This is a genomic window from Thermosediminibacter oceani DSM 16646, from assembly GCF_000144645.1.
Lineage (GTDB): Bacteria > Bacillota > Thermosediminibacteria > Thermosediminibacterales > Thermosediminibacteraceae > Thermosediminibacter > Thermosediminibacter oceani.
In genome coordinates, this window is sequence record NC_014377.1 from 1568443 (window position 1) to 1587063 (window position 18621).

At 44.7% G+C, this 18621-nt stretch carries 19 protein-coding genes; 1 reads left to right on the forward strand and 18 read right to left on the reverse strand.

Features of this window, described 5'->3' with window-relative positions:
• Positions 1–95: 95 nt before the first annotated feature.
• The 18 genes from TOCE_RS07970 to TOCE_RS08055 all read right to left on the reverse strand — a co-directional run bounded on the left by TOCE_RS07970 (position 96) and on the right by TOCE_RS08055 (position 17372).
• Positions 96–3167 (reverse strand): glycosyltransferase, encoded by a 3072-nt coding sequence (locus tag TOCE_RS07970; protein ID WP_013276356.1) that lies wholly within the window; start codon positions 3165–3167, stop codon positions 96–98.
• Positions 3167–3904, reverse strand: a complete 738-nt coding sequence (locus TOCE_RS07975; RefSeq protein ID WP_013276357.1) for an N-acetyltransferase — start codon at positions 3902–3904, stop codon at positions 3167–3169. Before TOCE_RS07975 ends, TOCE_RS07970 begins: the two co-directional genes overlap by 1 nt.
• Positions 3905–3907: 3 nt before the next feature.
• Entirely contained in the window at positions 3908–4969 is a 1062-nt protein-coding gene (locus TOCE_RS07980; RefSeq protein WP_013276358.1) for a Gfo/Idh/MocA family protein, read from the reverse strand.
• Positions 4970–4981: 12 nt separating this feature from the next.
• Complete coding sequence (locus TOCE_RS07985; protein ID WP_013276359.1) at positions 4982–6328, reverse strand: nucleotide sugar dehydrogenase; 1347 nt, start codon at positions 6326–6328, stop codon at positions 4982–4984.
• A 5-nt stretch (positions 6329–6333) separates the two neighbouring features.
• Complete coding sequence (locus tag TOCE_RS07990; RefSeq protein WP_013276360.1) at positions 6334–7440, reverse strand: DegT/DnrJ/EryC1/StrS family aminotransferase; 1107 nt, start codon at positions 7438–7440, stop codon at positions 6334–6336.
• A gap of 29 nt (positions 7441–7469) precedes the next feature.
• Positions 7470–7697: a carbon storage regulator CsrA gene (gene csrA / locus TOCE_RS07995; protein ID WP_013276361.1), complete on the reverse strand. Its 228-nt coding sequence runs from the start codon at positions 7695–7697 to the stop codon at positions 7470–7472.
• Between the two features lie 6 nt (positions 7698–7703).
• Positions 7704–8150 carry a flagellar assembly protein FliW gene (gene fliW, locus TOCE_RS08000; protein ID WP_013276362.1) on the reverse strand — a complete coding sequence of 149 codons (447 nt, stop codon included), beginning with the start codon at positions 8148–8150 and terminating at the stop codon, positions 7704–7706.
• A 33-nt stretch (positions 8151–8183) separates the two neighbouring features.
• The gene (locus tag TOCE_RS11700; RefSeq protein ID WP_013276363.1) at positions 8184–8759 is read right to left on the reverse strand and encodes a DUF6470 family protein; all 576 of its coding nucleotides are present in this window, start codon (positions 8757–8759) and stop codon (positions 8184–8186) included.
• A 50-nt stretch (positions 8760–8809) separates the two neighbouring features.
• Entirely contained in the window at positions 8810–9694 is an 885-nt protein-coding gene (flgL, locus tag TOCE_RS08010; protein ID WP_013276364.1) for a flagellar hook-associated protein FlgL, read from the reverse strand.
• 8 nt (positions 9695–9702) lie between these two features.
• Positions 9703–11100: a flagellar hook-associated protein FlgK gene (flgK, locus tag TOCE_RS08015; protein ID WP_013276365.1), complete on the reverse strand. Its 1398-nt coding sequence runs from the start codon at positions 11098–11100 to the stop codon at positions 9703–9705.
• An 18-nt stretch (positions 11101–11118) separates the two neighbouring features.
• On the reverse strand, positions 11119–11604 hold the full coding sequence (locus TOCE_RS08020) for a flagella synthesis protein FlgN (protein WP_013276366.1): 486 nt from the start codon (positions 11602–11604) through the stop codon (positions 11119–11121).
• A gap of 13 nt (positions 11605–11617) precedes the next feature.
• Positions 11618–11914 (reverse strand): flagellar biosynthesis anti-sigma factor FlgM, encoded by a 297-nt coding sequence (flgM, locus tag TOCE_RS08025; protein ID WP_041423911.1) that lies wholly within the window; start codon positions 11912–11914, stop codon positions 11618–11620.
• Between the two features lie 135 nt (positions 11915–12049).
• On the reverse strand, positions 12050–12454 hold the full coding sequence (locus TOCE_RS08030) for a TIGR03826 family flagellar region protein (RefSeq protein ID WP_013276368.1): 405 nt from the start codon (positions 12452–12454) through the stop codon (positions 12050–12052).
• An 18-nt stretch (positions 12455–12472) separates the two neighbouring features.
• Complete coding sequence (locus TOCE_RS08035; RefSeq protein ID WP_013276369.1) at positions 12473–13195, reverse strand: ComF family protein; 723 nt, start codon at positions 13193–13195, stop codon at positions 12473–12475.
• 408 nt (positions 13196–13603) lie between these two features.
• A complete protein-coding gene (hpf, locus tag TOCE_RS08040; RefSeq protein WP_013276371.1) occupies positions 13604–14146 on the reverse strand; it encodes a ribosome hibernation-promoting factor, HPF/YfiA family in 543 nt (180 codons plus the stop codon).
• Positions 14147–14238: 92 nt separating this feature from the next.
• Complete coding sequence (locus TOCE_RS08045; protein WP_013276372.1) at positions 14239–15894, reverse strand: nucleoside kinase; 1656 nt, start codon at positions 15892–15894, stop codon at positions 14239–14241.
• Between the two features lie 90 nt (positions 15895–15984).
• The gene (locus TOCE_RS08050; RefSeq protein WP_013276373.1) at positions 15985–16836 is read right to left on the reverse strand and encodes a TPM domain-containing protein; all 852 of its coding nucleotides are present in this window, start codon (positions 16834–16836) and stop codon (positions 15985–15987) included.
• Between the two features lie 2 nt (positions 16837–16838).
• Positions 16839–17372, reverse strand: coding sequence for a LemA family protein (locus TOCE_RS08055; RefSeq protein ID WP_049817959.1), 534 nt, complete (start codon positions 17370–17372; stop codon positions 16839–16841).
• A gap of 280 nt (positions 17373–17652) precedes the next feature.
• Here TOCE_RS08055 and TOCE_RS08060 point away from each other — a divergent pair, with 280 nt between their 5' ends.
• On the forward strand, positions 17653–18615 hold the full coding sequence (locus TOCE_RS08060; RefSeq protein ID WP_013276375.1) for a TAXI family TRAP transporter solute-binding subunit: 963 nt from the start codon (positions 17653–17655) through the stop codon (positions 18613–18615).
• The last annotated feature ends 6 nt before the right edge of the window (positions 18616–18621 follow it).

The window sequence follows — 18621 nt, forward strand, 5'->3', positions numbered from 1 at the left end:
ATTAGTGGGGCTATTATTTACAACCACTTATCAACTTAACTTTCCGCCAACCATCAGAGTCAAGGGAATTTTATCTATAAAAAAACTCTAAAGGCTTAGATGATAATATTTTTTAACATTTCTCTATACCTCTCGTAATTTGTTAAAAATATGTTTCCCATTTCACTCCCATAAGTACTTAAAACCTTTTCTTTTACAGTGTTTTCAAAATGGTTATCAATTAGTTTTTCCCCTAAAAGATAATTAATGTTAAAAGCAATAGTTAAAGGTATACCGTTGAGTCTATAATGTAAATTTCTTGAAAATGATTGTCTGGAAAACCTATACCCTCGTAAAGTATAGTAAACAGGAAGGATTCTGTATATTGCACCTCTCATTGCTAGAAAATCAAAAACTACAGTGTCTTCCCCCACTTTAATTTTCTCTTTCTTGATAATCCCACCTAAAAGAGTACTTAGTTCCTCGTAGTATTGAATAAGCATTTCTTTTTTAAATAGAGTGTTTATTATAGAAACCTTACCGCAAAGAGACAACACCTCTTCAACTAAATAATCCGCAGCCGACGGCAGGATAGAATGATACCATATCTGACCGTTATAACCATTTTCATCCATCAGTGCACAGGATACAGGAATATGTATGCTATCACTATTGCTGAAATTTCCCATATCATTAATAAGTTTTTTGAACCCTTTTCTATAAATAATATCATCCATATCATGGAAAAACACATATTCGCCGGAAGAATGTTTTATGCCTTCAAGTCTCGAAAAAAACTGACCTCTATTGTCATCAAATCTTATAAATGTTGTGTTGATATTTTTTATTGCTGACATTTCTTTTTTAAGGATCTCTTCAGTGTTTTCTTCAGAGCCGTCATTCACAAATACGACTTCGAAGTTATCATATTCTATTTGAGATAGATTTTCAACTAATCCGGCAACATACTCGCTACCATTGTAAAAGGGTATTATTATGGAAACGGATGGATTCTTTCCCTCTCTTACTTTCACTCCCTTAGAAAACTCAACTCTACCCTTCAACTGCCTTGCTTTATTAAATATTTCACTGTACTGTTCGCTCAAAGTTCCTATCGAAATCAACCAGCTACCGATTTTTTCATTATCACTGAGAAACAACCGCGCAATATTTTCTCCTAAAGCAACTTCATAAGCTCCTAGATTTATCCTTTTTAAATATTGGCATTCTGATTGATAACCTATGACATCCTCATACAGTAATTTTAATCCTGCTTTTTCAAATAAGTGTCCGAGGGTATGAAAGTCCCTTTCATACCCGTATTCCCAGGTACCCGTTTTCTGTGAAAATTTCTTTGCAACACTGTAAATTTTCGAACCACTATATGGCACTCCAATTACGACGTACTTGCCTGCTCTAGCCATTTCTTTCAGCATCTTTATTATGTCATCGTCGGTGAAATGCTCAATCACATCCATGTTGAATACTATGTCAAATTGCCCATTTGGGTAACTTAAATCAAACCCATCTCCAAGCTTAAAATTACAATTCTTTAAACTGTAAAAGCTTGAAAGTTTTCTTGCTAAATCAATTGCATCTTTACTCAAATCAATCCCTTCATAAAATGCATTTCTTAGACAAAATTCCAAGGAAAATTGACCGCCACCACAACCGACCTCCAGGATTTTTGCACTTTTTAGTACGAAAAAATTATTTAAAAGATCGATAAACTCAGACCTTAATACCATCCCACCCGGTTCATTAGCAATCTTTACCGGTCCCTCGGATTTATAATGGCTCCATATTTTATCCCACACACTTTTTACTTGGGTTGTTTGCTTGCTTGTTATAGAGTTTATCTCAATCATGTTCCCTAAAGAATTAAGTAGTTCCCTTATCTTCTTAATTTGAATTTCCAAAGAATAATTACCTTCGATAAATCGCCTGTATTCTAGCGAATTATATTCATTAGAAAGAACCATTTCAACTGCTGTATTTATGGTAGTCCATAAATATCTATTTTCAAATATATCCTTTGCTCCAACAAAACAGTGAATAACAGGTTTTATTCCTTTAGCCATTGCTTCCATAACAGAATAAGGATGCCCTTCCAGAACACTAGTAGAAACAATATAATTCTTATCTTCAAGCCATTTATCTATATCATCAACCCAACCATAAAATATTACATTATCCTTAATACCCATTTCTTCGATCATTTGTTTATAATATAGTTTATATCGCTCGTCTTGAAAAACACCAGCAATGTGAAGTTTATATCTCTTATCAATATCAACAAGAGCTTTTATCAACTGTAAAAGCAACATCGGCCCTTTTTTGTAATTTATATACCCCACATATGCAACATCAAAACCTTTGCATCTATTTTTAAAAGTAAATTTGTTTAAGTCAATACCGTTATTTATAACGATGCTTTTACCTTTTTCTTTAATTCCGGAAAACCTTTTTGCAACTATATCATAAATGTGTTTTGCAACAAATATTACTTTATCAACATTAGCCCAATTCACTTTGGCTGGGTAATCCGTAAAAGCCTCATAGCTATGTAATCTGCAAATAACTTTCTTCTTCTCTGCGAGTAGGTGTTTGCTTCCGTAAATAACAAGCTCATCACACCACTCAAACCAGCAAATATCCGCCCATTCCATACCTTCATCGATTTGCTTTAAATTGTTCACTATAACTTTCCTGGTTTCATATTCATCGGTTAATCCCATTATTATATCATTAATGAAATTATCTAGACCCGGCTTTACAAAAAATACTATTTTTTTGGGGATTTCCATTTCATTGTCGCCTTTCAACGTCGAAATCAGATCTCGTATCTCTCTCTTCAATTCGTCTTCTGAAGAATAAAATAGTGCTCTCACTAAGTATTTCAAAGCCGTCCCGCCATCATTTAAGTGCATTTTTAATTTTGCCAAATTATACAGTAAATCCACATTATTATATTCAAGCAGCAATCCTTTTTTAAAATATCTCTCCGCTTCGTCGTATTTCCCTTCTATAAAACGTATGATCCCCTTCATCGAGTAAACATCAGCATCCCCAGTGATGCTTTTTTCATACTCATTCAAATACTTTTCAGCACTTTCCAGATCACCGTCGTTAATGAGTTCTTCAATGAGTTCTTTAAATCGTTTTTTCTTCAATTCCAGATCGTTCATCAACTTTTCTCCTTCCCACTAACAGATAAATCATCCTTCTCCCTCGCTGGATTCCCGATTACTACCTTGCCATCTTCCACGTCTTTCGTAACAACGGCTCCAGCCCCCACAAAGGCGTCCTCGCCTATGACCTTCCCAGGGAGGATCGTTGCGTTTACTCCAATCCTTGCTTTTTTCTTTACAGTTACACCCTTCATCTTCTTTACCCGGTCAGGATCCCGCCCAGCAGAGTTGTCGTTGGAGGTGGCTACGCAGGGGGCTACGAAAACTTGGTCTTCTATTTCCGATAGGGCGGTTATGTAGGCGTTTGTCTCTATTTTGCACTTCGACCCTATTTTGCAGTAGTTTTCTACTGCAACTCCCCGGCCTATTATGGTCATGTCGCCTATTGTCACGTCTTCTCTTACGGTAGCAAGGTCGGCAATGAGGCATTTTGAACCGATGACGCTCCCGGCGTATATTACTGCCGATGTACCTATTATGGTCTCGTCGCCTATACGGCAGGGAGGTTTTTCTGCAGTGTCCTTGAATATGCTGTTTTGGGCTCGCATGGGCTGTTTGCCTATTACAGCATTGTCGTCTATTCTTACGTTTTTGCCTATTTTCGTTCCTTTATATATAGTGACGTTATTACCGATTACAGTGCCTTTACCAATTTCTACGTCGTCTTCTATTACGGTGAACTTTCCTATTTTTACGTCAGGGGCTATTTTTGCTCTGTTGGATATGTGGTTCATTTTTTATCCCCCTATCATGTGTTCTGTTGAAAAGTCGCCGGGAGGCAGTTTCACCGGCTTTTTTGTGAGGGAGGATTTGTATATGGAAAGCACAAGTTCTACGGCTTTTTGACCTTCTTTGGCGTTTATTAGGGGTTCGCGGTTTTCTTTTACTGCGTTTATCATGTCTTCGTAAAGCAGGACATGAAGGTCCTTCTGTTCTTTTTCGGTTTCATAAGGTTTTTGGTCTTTAATGTTCCAGGTTTTTACTATGTCGAGGGTTTTCCCTCCGATTACAACGGTGCCTTTTTCTCCGAAAACGCCCAGGGTTTCTTCCAGATTTTCGGGGTATACACAGACACTAGCCTCTATGACGCCCAGGGCATCATTTTTGAATCTGAGTAAAGCCGCTCCTGCGTCTTCCGCTTCGATTTTTTTGATGAAAGTGCCGGTCTCGGCGTAGACGGTTTGGACGGGTCCCATAATCCATAAAAGTAGGTCTATAAGGTGTATGGCCTGGTTCATGAAAGCACCGCCGTCGTGTTTCCAGGTGCCCCTCCAGGGAGATGAGGAGTAATATTCGTTGCTGCGGTTCCAGCGCATGGCTGCAGCTGCGTGGACTATTTTCCCCATAGTGCCGGAGTTTACGATTTCTTTTAGTTTCTGTATATGGGGTAAAAATCGCAGCTGATGGCATACAGTGACTTTTAGGCCTTTCTGTTCGGCTTTTTTTGTTATATGGTCTGCATCTTTCGTTGAAAGGGCCATGGGTTTTTCAAGGATGAGGTGTTTTCCTTCATCAAGGGCTCCTATGGCTATTTTGGGTCTTATACCGCTGGAGGTGGTGATGGCAACTATGTCTATTTCCTGGTCTTTTAATATTTTCTCATAGTCGGTGTGTTTTTTTATTTTCCCTGGCTCTTTGCCGGTAAGCTGTTGATAACCGGCAGCGAGCTGTTCAGTCTTTTGAGGGTCAATGTCGCATAGGGCTGTGAGTTCTAATTTGTCTTTGTTTTCCGCTATAGCTTTTATGTGTTTTCTAGCTATGCTGCCGCAGCCTATTACAGCAATTTTTAGTTTTTCCATAAAGTTTTTCACCTACAGTTTATGGATTTTGGGGTGAGAGAGGTTTTTCATGGCGTTTCTAGTATCAAGGATCAGTTTCGAATGTTCCAGGATGAAGTTAGGGTCGTAGGTACTGTGGTCGGTGGCTATTATTACGAGGTCGGCATCTTTGAGGAGTTCTTCTGTTATTTTTATTGATCTATAATGTTTTCCTTTGTGGGTGAACTCGGGTATATAGGGATCGTTGTATTTTACATCTGCACCCACTTTTTCGAGTTCTTCTATTATTTTAAGCACCGGACTTTCTCTCATGTCATCGATGTCTTTTTTATAGGCTACGCCCAGGATTAGTATTTTAGCGTTTTTTAGGGGTCTTGATGCTTCATTGAGGATTTCAGCAGCTCTTTCTACGGTGTATTTAGGCATGTATTCGTTTATTTCACCGGCAAGTTCGATGAATCTGGTGTGAAAGTCATACTCTCTTGCTTTCCAGAGGAGATAGTAAGGGTCTACTGGAATGCAGTGGCCGCCTATGCCCGGACCCGGGTAAAAGGGCATGAAGCCGTAAGGTTTGGTTTTTGCCGCTTCTATTACTTCCCAGACGTCTATACCCATCCGTCGGCAAAGGAGGGCCATTTCGTTAGCCAGGGCTATATTTACGTGCCGGAACACATTTTCGTAGATTTTTTCCATTTCGGCAACTTTGGGACTTGAAACTTCGAAGACCTCTCCTTCAAGGACGTTGCGGTAGAGCGCTGCCGCCACTTTTGTGCAGAATTTCGTGACTCCACCCACTACTTTGGGGGTGTTTTTGGTGTTGTATCGTTTGTTACCCGGGTCGACTCTTTCGGGAGAGTAGGCTAGGAAGAAGTCCTGCCCGCATTTTAACCCGGTATCTTCGAGGATGGGTTTTAATACTTCTTCTGTTGTACCCGGGTATGTAGTGCTTTCGAGGACTATTAACATGCCGGTGTGAAGTCTTTTTGCTATTTCTTTTGTAGAGTTTTTTACGTAGGTGAGGTCGGGCTGCTTGTTTTTGTCTATCGGGGTGGGGACGCATATGGTTACTATATCTAATTCCCTTATTTCGTCATAATCAGAGGATGCCTTCAGTTTCCCACTTTCCACCACTTTTTTGAGGTCGCCGTCAATGACGTCACCTATGTAGTTTATGCCGCTGTTTACCATTTCAACTTTTTTCTGCTGTATGTCAAAGCCGATGACCTGGTAGCCGACTTTGGCTTTTTCTACGGCCAAGGGAAGGCCCACATACCCCAGGCCTATTACGCCTATTTTTGCGGTTTTCGTGTTTATTTTTTCTATTAGCTCGAGGGCTGTATTGTTTTCTATTAATTCCATTGTTCCCTGATTTGTTGTCATCGGGTTCACCCTTTTTTGTAGTATTCGATTATGGCGTCTGCTATGTATTTTATGTGTTTTTCGGGAAGTTCAGGGTAAAGTGGAAGCGAGAGGTTTTTTTCACACGTTTCTTCAGCGACGGGCAGGTCACCTTTTTTGTAGCCTAGGTTTTTATATGCCTCCTGTAAGTGCAGGGGTAAGGGGTAATATATCCCCGTTGGTATGCCTTTTTGTTCCAGGTATTTTTTAAGTTCGTCCCTTTCGGGAGCAAGGATTGTGTAGAGGTGATATACATGACTTTTTTCGTCTTTTACGCCGGGCGTTTTCACAGGGGTGTTTTGCAATAGCTCGTTATACAGTTTTGCCTTTTGTCTTCGCGCCTCGTTCCAGGCATCGATATGCTTTAGCTTTACCCTCAATATCGCCGCCTGGATTTCGTCGAGGCGGCTGTTGTATCCTATGATTGTATGAAAGTATTTCACTCTGCTTCCGTGTACCCGAAGGAGTTTTATTTTCTCGGCGAGATCATCGTCGTTTGTTACTACAAGGCCTCCGTCCCCGTAAGCTCCTAAGTTCTTGGTGGGAAAAAAGGAAAAGCAGCCGGCTTTGCCAATGGTGCCTAGTTTCCTGCCGTTTATTTCGGCTCCTATGGCCTGGCAGGCGTCTTCTATTACGTGAAGGCCATATTTCTCCGCAATGGCCATTATTCTTTCTATGTCAGCAGCTTGACCGAAGATATGGACGGGGATTATGGCTTTTGTCTTTTCTGTGATTTTTTTCTCTATTTCTTCAGGATTCATGTTTAAGGTGTCGGCATCTATGTCGGTGAATACGGGTTTTGCTCCCACCCGGGATATGCATTCGGCCGAGGCGAAAAAGGTATACGGGGATGTGATAACTTCGTCGCCGGGGCCTATACGCAGGGCGTCCAGAGTCATGACCAGGGCATCGGTACCGTTGGCCACGGCGATGGCGTGTTTTACGCCAAGATATGAGGCTATTTCTTGTTCGAAGACCTTGACGTTAGGACCCATTATGTACTGGCCGCTTTCTACGGCCGCTAAGAGGACATTTTTTATTTCTTCTTTTATCGTTTCATACTGGGTTTTGAGATCCAGAAAGTTTATTTGCATGGCTAGATGTCCTTTCTATATACTTGAAATCACTTTTTTATAATATTATCGAGCTTTTTTAATACCTCATAGGAAGAGCCATTAGCCCCACGGTTTTCTTCTTTTATCTCTTCGTAAAGTTCAGCCCGGAGGATTTTAGCGCCGGGCGGTGCATTGATTCCTAATTTTACCCTATCCCCTTCTATATCCACTATAGTAATCACTATATCAGACCCGATGAGGATCTTCTCTTCTTTTTTTCTGGACAGCACAAGCATTATAAATCACCGCCCCTCGTTAGCATCACTCAACAGCTTAATGGGGTGCTTCGTTTTGTATTCGGGGTTTTCGGCAATGATTTGATCAGCCAGACTCTCTATAGGATTCAGGATAATCGGTGCTTTTAAATTCACGGTTACCTTTAAGTCCTGCGGAACCGTTAGAACGCACAGTACAACCGCATCAGCCAGCGACTGGATTTTGAGAGGAGAAATGTACTCTTTGGATACTGTCGGAGAGTAGTCCGGAAAGAAAAGCAGGGGATCGACCAATGGAAGGGCAAAATTAGGTTCTTCAACGGACTGGAGCCATTTTATCTGTTCATTACCGGGATGATCTATGAGGATAAACTTTTTAAGCGACTCGAAACCCACAATACCGCTGACAAAAGTAATTATCTTGTTTTCGTCGATTTCAATTTGCCCGAAATATTTGGTTTTAATTTTTAACATATTTTAATTAGCCCTCCAAATTTTTTAATGAAATCACAGTTTAATATCGATCCTCTCCCCGGATTTTACTACATTAATATCTATGAAAGGTTTTTTCTCAAGATAAGCTTTAACTGCCGCCCTATAATGATTAAACTTAACCGGGAAGCGACCCACATCCACATTTACATGACCAGGGCGATAATTAAATGAAAGCTCTGCAGAAGTCGCTCTGATTTTCGGCCTTGACTTAGGAACAAAGTCAATATTGAAATCTTTTTCGGTGAAAACCTCAGATAAAGCCAAATCCTGAATTTGGATTCCTTTTTCTATGGCACCCAACATATCACCTTCAACAGCCTTTTTTTCAATGTAATCAAGGGTCGAATTTTTAGCATCCTCGAAAAAGTTCACCGCAAGTTCTTGAGGAGGAAAATATCCAATTTCCATCCAGCATTGCGAGGAATCTATTGTTATCTGTGGTAAACTAGCTTTATTATCTAGTTCCGGTTCTTTTTTTTCAATATTGAATTGATTTATAATATCGGTTTTTATTTTCACATCTCCCGGGTAAATATTAAAACCCAACTGTCCGAATCCGAATTTTATATCGACGCGATATAAAAGCAACAGGATCACCTCCCGCCATAAATTTAAGGCCCTTTCAGGGCCATATTATGCTATCTTAGAAAATCCACCAGGGTGGGCTGGATTATGCGGGCGCCTACAGCCAGTGATGCTCTATATACGTTTTCCTCCATTTTCAGGTCCATTATGAGTTTTGCCACATCGACGTCTTCCGTCTTGGAAAGCAGTTCAGTATAATCGATGTTGTTGTATTCCAGTCTGGTCTTTGTGGCTTCCAGCCTGTTTATCCTGGCGCCTATTTGCGAGCGGTATTTTAAGACTGTGTCTATGGCATTGTCCAGTTGATCAAGCCTTCCAGATAAACTTGCAGAATCGTTGTTCAGCAGGTCCTGCTCGATGTCTTCTACGGTCAGAAATATATCCGTGAAAACATCGTTACCCATTACATTCACCTGAATGCTATTGGACCTTCCGATGTTGTAGTCCACCGTCTCGCTCGTCGCAACTGAAGGTTTTATCTTACCATCCATTGCATCTATATAAAACGGAGCCTGATCGGTGTGATAACCGTTAAACAAATACTTTTTGTTATGGCTCGCATTGGCTTCCTGCAGCAGCTGGTGTTTTAGCTGGGTTATCTCATCCAGCACCATTTCTCGTTCCTCGGCAGAGAGGGTATCGTTGGCCGCATATACGGTGAGCTCCCTTATTCGCTGTAGAATCTCCCCCGTATTGGCCAGGGCGGTTTCGGTGCTTTTAAGCCAGGTTATAGCATCCTCGGTGTTTTTGGTGTACTGCTCTACGGTTAAGAGGGTATCGCGAAGTCTCATGGCGAGCGTGGCTGAGACCGGATCGTCGGAAGGCAGCCGTACTTTTTTGCCTGAAGCCAGCATGTCTTCCTTTTTACCGAGCCTTCTCAGGTTTTGAGACAGGTTTCTTATAAATGCTTCGGTTATCATACTCTGGGTTACCCGCATTTACATCCCTACCTTCCGGTTATTCCCATACGGCTCACAATAGTGTCCAGCATTTCGTCGATGGCCGTTATCATTCTGGCCGCCGCATTGTAGGCGTGCTGGTACATGATCATTCTGCTCATTTCCTCATCCAGCGAGACCGATGACACGGCTTTCCTCTGCTCATCCAGCTGGCTCACCATGAACTCCTGGCTCTCCGTCATGCGTATGGATTGCTGGGAATCGATCCCCAGCCTTGCAATCAGGGACCCGTAGTATTCGTCCAGCGTGCCACCCAGCGTGGTCAGTTTCATATACTTTAGATCAGCCAGCTTAAGTGCGTTGCGGTTATCGCCGGGAACCGCATCCGGGTCTTGAGCGGCTGCGATCTTTTTAACATCATTCAGTATGCTTTGATTTACCGAGAGGATGCTGCCCGAAAGGGAATTATTATATATGAAGAAGTCTTCTCCTGGATCTCCCATTAGGTCGTAGCCGCTTTTATGAATTTTGTTGAACTCCCCCGCCAGGGTTTGGGCAAAGGTCTTGATGGAATCAAGGTATGTTTTGACTTTTTGATCCCTCAGTTCAAGCAAACCTTTCAGTTCACCCTTCGCTATGTTTACCGGAGTGTTATAAACCTGCCATTTGATGTCCGCCCCGTCGAAGGACATTACTTCGTAGTCGCTGCCCTTCACCAGGATGGCGCCTCCCACGTTAACCGTAAAGACGCCGTTCTCATCCTCGTATGTGTTTATGTTAACCAGTTTCGACAGGTCGTCCAGCAGCACGTCGCGCTTGTCCCTCAGGTCGCTGGCGGTGATTCCGGTTATTTCCATCTGCTGTATCTGGGCGTTCAAGTCCGCTATCTGGCGCGCCAGGGTGTTGACTTCGTCTACCTTTACCGAAATCCTGAAGTTTATATCATCTAGTATTTCCGTGAGTTTGGTGGCCACGTGGTTCACGGTGTCGGCAAGGGTTACCGCTCTCTCCTTTACCGTTTCCCTTATTTCTATGGCCTCGGGATTTTTGGAAAGTTCCTCCAGCGCCTGCCAGAACTGGGTCAGCACCGAAGAAACGCCTATATCGGAAGGTTCGTTGAACACCGCCTCCACCTGCCGGAGTATATCGGTCTGGACCGACCACTGGCCGAGAGACGAGTTCTCGTCCCTGTACTGCATATCGGCAAAAGCATCCCTTATCCTGACGATATCGGCCACCCGGACCCCGGTCCCGGCCTGGACCGCTCCGGCAGCGGTATACATGCCGGCCCACGGCTTCGTATAGGTGGCCTCCATTACCGGTCGCTGCCTGGAGTATCCGGGCGTGTTAGCGTTGGCCACGTTATGGGATACGTTTTCCTGGGCCCTCTGCTGGGCAAAGAGCGCCCTTTTTGCGATTTCAATGCCGAAAAAGCTGGAATACAAAATAGTTCACCGTCCCGTCTACGCTCTTTTGTCGATAAGCCTTATGGTCTCCTTTTCCGCGGTTTTGCCATCGGCGCCGTAGCCGGTAGCCTCTTTGCCGACCCCGGCTATGATTTCAATAGAGTAATTGATGTATTCAAGAGCTCTTTGAATGAGCTTTTCGTTGATTTGATTCCTGTCGCGAAGTTTTGCGAGAACTTCGATAAGTTCTCCGGATATCCTTCCGAGTTCCATCTTTATATTATCCGGGAGTTTCTCCTCCAACCGGCTGACGGTAATTTCTCCGCCGGCGATCACCGCGACTATTTTTATCCTCTCCTCTTCTATTCTGCCGAGCCTTACTATCAATTCCTGTTCTATTTCCGTTATCTCCCCTAGGGTTTTTACATCACCTTTGACCAGGATATCTGTTTTCTTTTCCGAAAGCCCTAGCAGCTCCTCATAGATTTCCAGCTGTCTTTTTAGATTTTCAACAAGTTCATTTGCAGCCCCCAAAAAGTTCATACAAAAGCCCCCGTTATATCAATTTTCCCCCCAGAAAATCCTCGACCATTTTTTCGGCTATGAGCCTTCCCTCGATATTGTAGGTGCCCTTTTCAATCCTCTCCTTGAGCTCTGCAACCTTTTCCGTCCTTATTTCTCCGGTCTTTGAGGCAAGTTCTAAAGCTCTTTTTATTTCTACGGCATCGGAGGAAAGGCTGAGCCTGTCGGTCAAATACCTACCGGACTTTTTTTCTGATTTTCTCTCTATCTCTCTTGCAGCGGTTTCGTAGAGTTTTATGATACCCTGAAGGCCCGTCCGGTTTATATTCACGGTATATTCCCCTTTCGCGTAACTTCTATATAATTTATCGCATAAAAAAAGCGCGCGAATGAGGCGCATATCCGGCGGTTTGCCGCAAATATCTTAAAATTAATCCGAAATTCTTTGTTTTTTGCCCGCGTTTCTCTAAATTTTTTGCTTTTGGTAACGGCTGAGGTGTATCCTGCCCTTCATGTCCCCACTTTGATTCAGGGGAGTTTTGCCGATGCCGAACTTTCTCTTCATCTCTCCGGCGCACTTTTCACAGACCCGTCCGGTGAGAATTGGAGAACCGCACATTTCGCAATGGAGCAGTATGTTCGCGTTTTCCCTTTTGAGGATCAGCCGCCCTTCCCTTAAAAATTCCAGTATCTTCTTGGTAGAAACCCCGGTTTTTTCGGAAATTTCTTCCATAGTGGCACCCGGAACTTCATACAGGTAATCCTTTACCTTTCGGAATTCCTCCTCCTCTTTGGCCGCGCATTCCGAGCAGAGGTTCCTGGTCACGAAAACAAATACTTTACCGCACACCGGACAGTTCCTGATTTCCACTCCATTCACCTCCAGTAATCACCCTCTTGCAGCGGTCAGTACGTAAACACCGGAAGCCCCGGCTTGAAGCAGGGCCTTTGAGCATTCATCGGCCGTGCTCCCCGTAGTATAGACGTCATCGATGAGAAGCAGGGTCTTTTCTTTTATCGCAGAGCCGTCTTTTACCGCAAAAGCTCCGGCTACATTGGTTTCTCTGGAGCTTTTCTCTAAAAAGGTCTGGTGTTCGGTCGGCCTTGCCCTGATGAGGCCTTTGAAAACAGGTATACCGGTCTTGCTGCTGATCACATCAGCAAGCAGCAGGGACTGATTGAACCCCCTCTCTCGCTCCCTTTTCGGGTGCAGGGGGACGGGTGCCAGGTAGTCGAAGGAAGGCCAGTTCTGTCTTTCGAGAGCCTCGAGCATTTTTAGGCCTAATAAGTAGCTCAGGCGGCGCTCTCCCCGGTACTTGTAAAGGTGTATAACCTGTTTTAAAACGCCCCGGTAAACGCCCCAGGCTCTTGCCCCCACAAAATAGCGGTTTTTATCGCTACAGTCGGCGCATACCGCATTTTCGCAATAAAGCGGCCGGCCGCATTTTAAGCAAAACGGCTGGCTTATCGGCTCCATCCTATCCCTGCACGAACCGCAGAGCAGGCGCTCACCCTGCGGCAGCCTGGAGCCGCACACAGCGCAAAAGGGGCTTTCAGGGAAAAGGGCATCCAGTAAAAAGCCGGTAATTTTTTTGATTCCAACGTACAGCATAAATTTTTTATACCTTTATAAAAATTTTCATTCAAGATATACTTCGACAGATTTCTATTTTTCTCCTGCCTGACGAGGCAAAAATTACCTCGGGGTTTCACTTTTGCACCACGGCTCATATTATTTAGTAGGTTGCCTTTATCAAGAAAGCAGGTATTTTTATGGGCGACGAAATATTGAAAATACAGGAACTTTTGAATCAAGACTTTTTCCAAAAAATCAATATTAAGAGCAGTTCCGGCAATCCCTTAACCCTGATCCTACCGCTGATTACGTTTTGCTTTTGTTGTAGAGTTTAGACCCGAGAATTCGGATGAATTTTCCAGATTTAAAATTATCATTATCCAAGCAATAGGGTCAATTTCAGCGTGGAGTTTAAAATTTAAAAAAGCCTACCCGACAGGTAGGCTAGAGCATTTCGGGGACTATCAGGCCGTAATCCCCGTCTTTTCTCTTGTAAACAACGTTTATTTCATCGGTTTCAGCATTGACGAAAACAAAGAAATCGTGCCCGAGGAGGTCCATCTGCAGTACCGCTTCGTCTACGCTCATCGGCTTTACTGCAAATCTTTTAACCTTGACGATCCTCGGCTCATTTTCTTCGGGGATTTCGCTCTCGACCACAGCGTCGTTTTTGTTGGAATTCTTCCTCAGGGCTTTTGTGAGCTTTGTCTTGTATTTTTCAATTTGTCTGTTCAGTTTATCAACAACCAGGTCTATGGAAGAATACATGTCCTGGGTTTCTTCTTCGCCTCTAAGTATTATATCGTTTACTGGTATCGTAACTTCTACGATATGCCTGTCTTTTTCTACGTGAAGCGTCACCTGTGCCTCCAGGTTGTCGTTATTTAAATGATTGAAATGCCTGCCCAATTTTCCTATCTTCTTTTCCGCGTATTCTCTCAGAGCCGGAGTCACTTCAAAATTCTTGCCGCTTACCGTTACTTTCATAACAGATGCTCCCCTCTGTTTTTAATATTCTGTAATTATAATTATAACAGCAATCTCTATCAAAATCCACCGGGTATTCCCCCTATTTTCCGCTATCCCACCCTAAAGCAGCTGCTGCCAACGAATTCGCGGATTATTGATGTGGCCGGTATTTCCCATTCGTCTTCCAGAGGTTCAAAGTACTCCAGCAATTTCAGAAGATGCCCGGCCGTCACGTATTCCGGATGCTCGGGTTTGATCTCTCTGAGCAAGGGCTCGGCGTATTTTTTCAATACCGCAAACTCATATACCAGGGCCGAGTTAAACATTACGTCTGCTTCCTCCTGAAACGAGAAAATATGCTTTCGGGCTCCCTTTTGAACCGAAGGCCACATGGCTATGGTCATCCTGGCGTCGGCCCCGCGGGTGCGGCTGTCCCGGACGATGCGCCTGAGGAGCCTTGTATCTGTGGTTGAGATATAGTTATGATTGTCTATAGAAAGCTGCGTAAGGGCACTCACGTAAATTTTGAATTTATCCTCTTTCGGGATGGCAAAAGTGAGTTTCTCGTTGAGGGCATGTATGCCTTCAACCAGGATGGGCTGATCCTTGTCGATCTTGACTGGAAACTTTTGAAATTCCCTCTTTCCAGTAATGAAATTGTATTTGGGCAGGTATACCTCCTTGCCCTGTATTAAGGCAGCGAGGTGCTGATTGAAAAGTTTCAGATCTATAGCTTCCAGAGCTTCGAAATCGGGCTTTCCATCGCTGTCCAGCGGCGTTTTGTCCCGGTCAACGAAATAATCGTCCAGGGATATGGATACGGGCCTTAATCCGTTTACCCTGAGCTGTACCATCAACCTCTGTGCGAAGGTGGTCTTGCCGGACGACGATGGACCGGCGATCAGTATAACCCTGAGCATATCCCTGTTTTCGGAAATGGTGTCGGCAATCTGGGCAATCTTCTTTTCGTGGAGAGCTTCGGCTATCCTTATAATTTCCCCGGCCCGGCCGGAGGTAATGTAATCGTTCAACGCTCCGGCGTCGGCGACTCCCAGGATATGGGCCCAGCGCTCGGATTCCCTGATTACCTTAAACAGCTTGGGCTGTTCCTTAAAGGTAGGCAGTTCGGTCGGGTTTTCCGGACGAGGATGCTGCAGGATGATGCCCGGCAGGTAAAACTTCAGCTTGAACCACTGGACGTAACCGGTGGACGGCAGTAGATAGCCGGGAAAAAAGCCTTTCAAACCGTCGAGTTCATATACATCTACATAATCTTTTTTTACATATTTCAACACTCTTACCTTGTCGTCCCATCCCATTTTCTTGAACTCGATTGCCGCATCTTCGACGGCCATCCTTCTTTTAACTATAGGTATATCCTTATCGACCAGTTCCCGCATCCTCTTTTCTATCGATTCCACATCATCTTCACCGATGGGTTCCTTCCAGTACACTTCACAGTATATTCCATCGCCTATGGAGTGCTCCACGTGCACCCGGCTGCCCGGCAGAACATCGCCGCATGCCTTTATAAAAATAAAAACGAGGGTCCTCAAGTAAATCCTCATGCCGATCTCGGTAGAAAGATCCAGAAATTCTATATCCGCATCGCCGGTAAGGGTGTGCTCAAGGTCGTAAACCCTGTTTCCCATGACGGCGGCAGCTACAGGCGATGAAAAGGCCGCCTGAACTTCCCGGGATATTTCAAGGAAAGTAACGGGACCCTCGTAAGACCTTTCTCCGATGCCTTTAATGAAAACCCTCAAAATCAGTCACCCGCCCTTTGGGAAAATAAAAAAATTCCGTTATGATTATTATAACGTAACACCAGTCAAAAAATACCTGTACCGGAAGTTTTACCGGCTTGCTCCCCCGCCGCCGCTGGAGCCTCCTCCGAAACTACCACCTCCGCCGCCGAAACCTCCTCCAAAACCGCCGCCAAAGCCGCCACCGCCACCGAAACCTCCGCCAAATCCGCCTCCGCCGAAGGGACCCCAGAAAGGCCCGTGATCGTCGAAGGGCCACCGGCGCGCCGCTCTTCTACCTCTGTTTATAACCATAATCGCAGCAATAATAAATACTATAATAGCAAGGATCAGATCAAAAGGTATGCCCTCTTCCCGGACATAATCGGAGAGGCCGGAAAGCTCACCCTGTTCCAGATCGAGGGCATACTCCCGGGCGACTTCGGCTGAAACGGCCATGAAGGTATCCGCTATACCTCTGGAGAATTCCCCTTTTTCAAAAGCGGGCAGTGCATAGGTGTCGAGGATCCATCCGGCCTTCCCATCGGTTATCGCCCCTTCAAGGCCGTAACCCACCTCTATGCGAATCCGGCCGCTCCTTCCGGCCAGCAGGTTCTCCTTGTTCACCAGGATGAGGACTCCGTTGTTCTTTTCCCTGTCTCCTATGCCCCAGCTCCTGAAAAGGGTCAGGGCATAGTCTTCTATCGTCCTGCCTGCCAGGTCGTTCACCGTCACAACTACCACCTGAGCCCCGCTCTTATCGTCTATAACTTTCGCCACTTCCCTCATCTTTGCCTCATCGGCTTCGTCTATAAGGCCGGCGTAGTCGTAGACGTAAAAAAGTTCCGAAGGCCGGGCGGGAACGGGCTCGGCAGCGTGGACGGCCGGTAAAAATCCCGCAAGACACATTACGGCGGTTAAAACCACAAAAAGAAGTGTTAAAATGGATTTTTTAATATCCATTTTTATTGGTCTCCTTTTTTATCAAAGTCCACCTTCGGTGCCTCTTTGGCCCCCTCTTCTGCTTTAAAGTATTCTTTTTTATCAAAACCCATAAGTCTTGCAATGATGACCGTCGGGAAGCTGCGTATTTTGCTGTTGTACCTCTGGACGGCGTTGTTATAGTCCATTCTGGCCACGGCTATGCGGTTCTCGGTGCCCACCAGCTCGTCGGACAGCTGTCTGAAGTTGGCGTCGGCTTTCAAATTAGGATAGTTCTCCACGATGGCCAGCAAACGCGATAGGGCGCTGGAAAGCTCTGCCTCGGCCTGAGCCTTTTCCACCACGGAACCGGCGCTAATGAGTTTTTCGCGGGCCCTGGTGACCTCTGTGAATATCTCCTGCTCGTGAGCCGCGTAACCCTTTACCGTTTCCACCAGATTGGGAATAAGGTCGGCTCTTCTCTGGAGCTGGTTTTCCACCTGGCTCCACTTGCCGTTTACGTCTTCCTCCGCGGCCACAAGGCCGTTGTAGCCGCCCAGGACATATGCTACAAGCATCACGAGTATTACGGCAATGGCCACCAACGTTGTCGTGGCTTTATACTTCAAAAAAGACCCCTCCTATTATCATTTTCTTTATATTATAACATTAATTTGCCTCCATTGCATTTTGCAAATTATACTTGACAAAAATATTGACATTTTCAATTAATCGAATTAAAATCAATTGTATACATGTATGCATTTTAGTGGGGTTTTTTTAGAAAATAGTATATTTAGAGTTACTTGTAAATTAAAATTAGAATAGAATTAATTAACAAAAAAAGGAGGCCTGAATATGGGTAAAAAAATTTTTAGCCTTCTAACCATCTTGCTGCTGGTTGCCCTCTTCACTGCCGGCTGCGGTGGCAGCAACGCCGGAGGGCAGAAATTCATCAATATAGCAACCGGCGGAACTTCAGGTACCTATTTTCCTCTCGGCGGAGCTTTAGCGGAAATCTGGAATAAAAACATACAGGGGGTAAACGCCACCGCTCAGACCACCGGCGCTTCGGTGGCGAACGTAAACCTTTTAAAAGACGGAAAAGCCGAAGTGATTTTCGTACAGAACGACATCGCTTATTACGCTTACAACGGCACCGAGATGTTTAAGGACAACAAGTACGAGGACATAAGGGGCCTTGCGACTCTCTACCCCGAGACGATCCAGATCGTCACCAGAGCCGATAAGGGGATCAAAACCCTCGACGACCTCAAGGGCAAGAAGGTGGCCGTGGGTTCCGCGGGCAGCGGCACCGAAGCCAACGCCAGGCAGATCCTCGAAGCTGCCGGTATAACCTACAACGATATTCAGGTTCAATACTTAAGCTTCGCTGATGCTGCCAACAACCTGAAAGACGGCAATATCGACGCAGCCTTTGTTACGGCCGGATACCCAACGGCAGCGATACAGGATATCGCCGCCCAGCATAAGATAGTGCTCATACCCCTTGACGACAAGACCATCGAAACCCTTACCTCCAAGTACCCGTTCTACACCCGGACGGTAATACCGGCTAACACGTACAGCGGACAGACGGAAGATGTTGTGACGGTATCGGTCAAATCCATGCTTGCGGTAAGTGCTAAATACGACGAAGATACGGTCTACCAGCTGGTTAAGACCATGTACGAAAACCAGGAGCGCTTGAAAGCGGCTCACTCAAGCGGCGAGCTCATAGTGCCCGACACCGGCAAAGAGGGTATGTCCATACCGCTTCATCCCGGAGCCGAAAAATACTTTAACGAGATCGGCAAATAGCTGAAG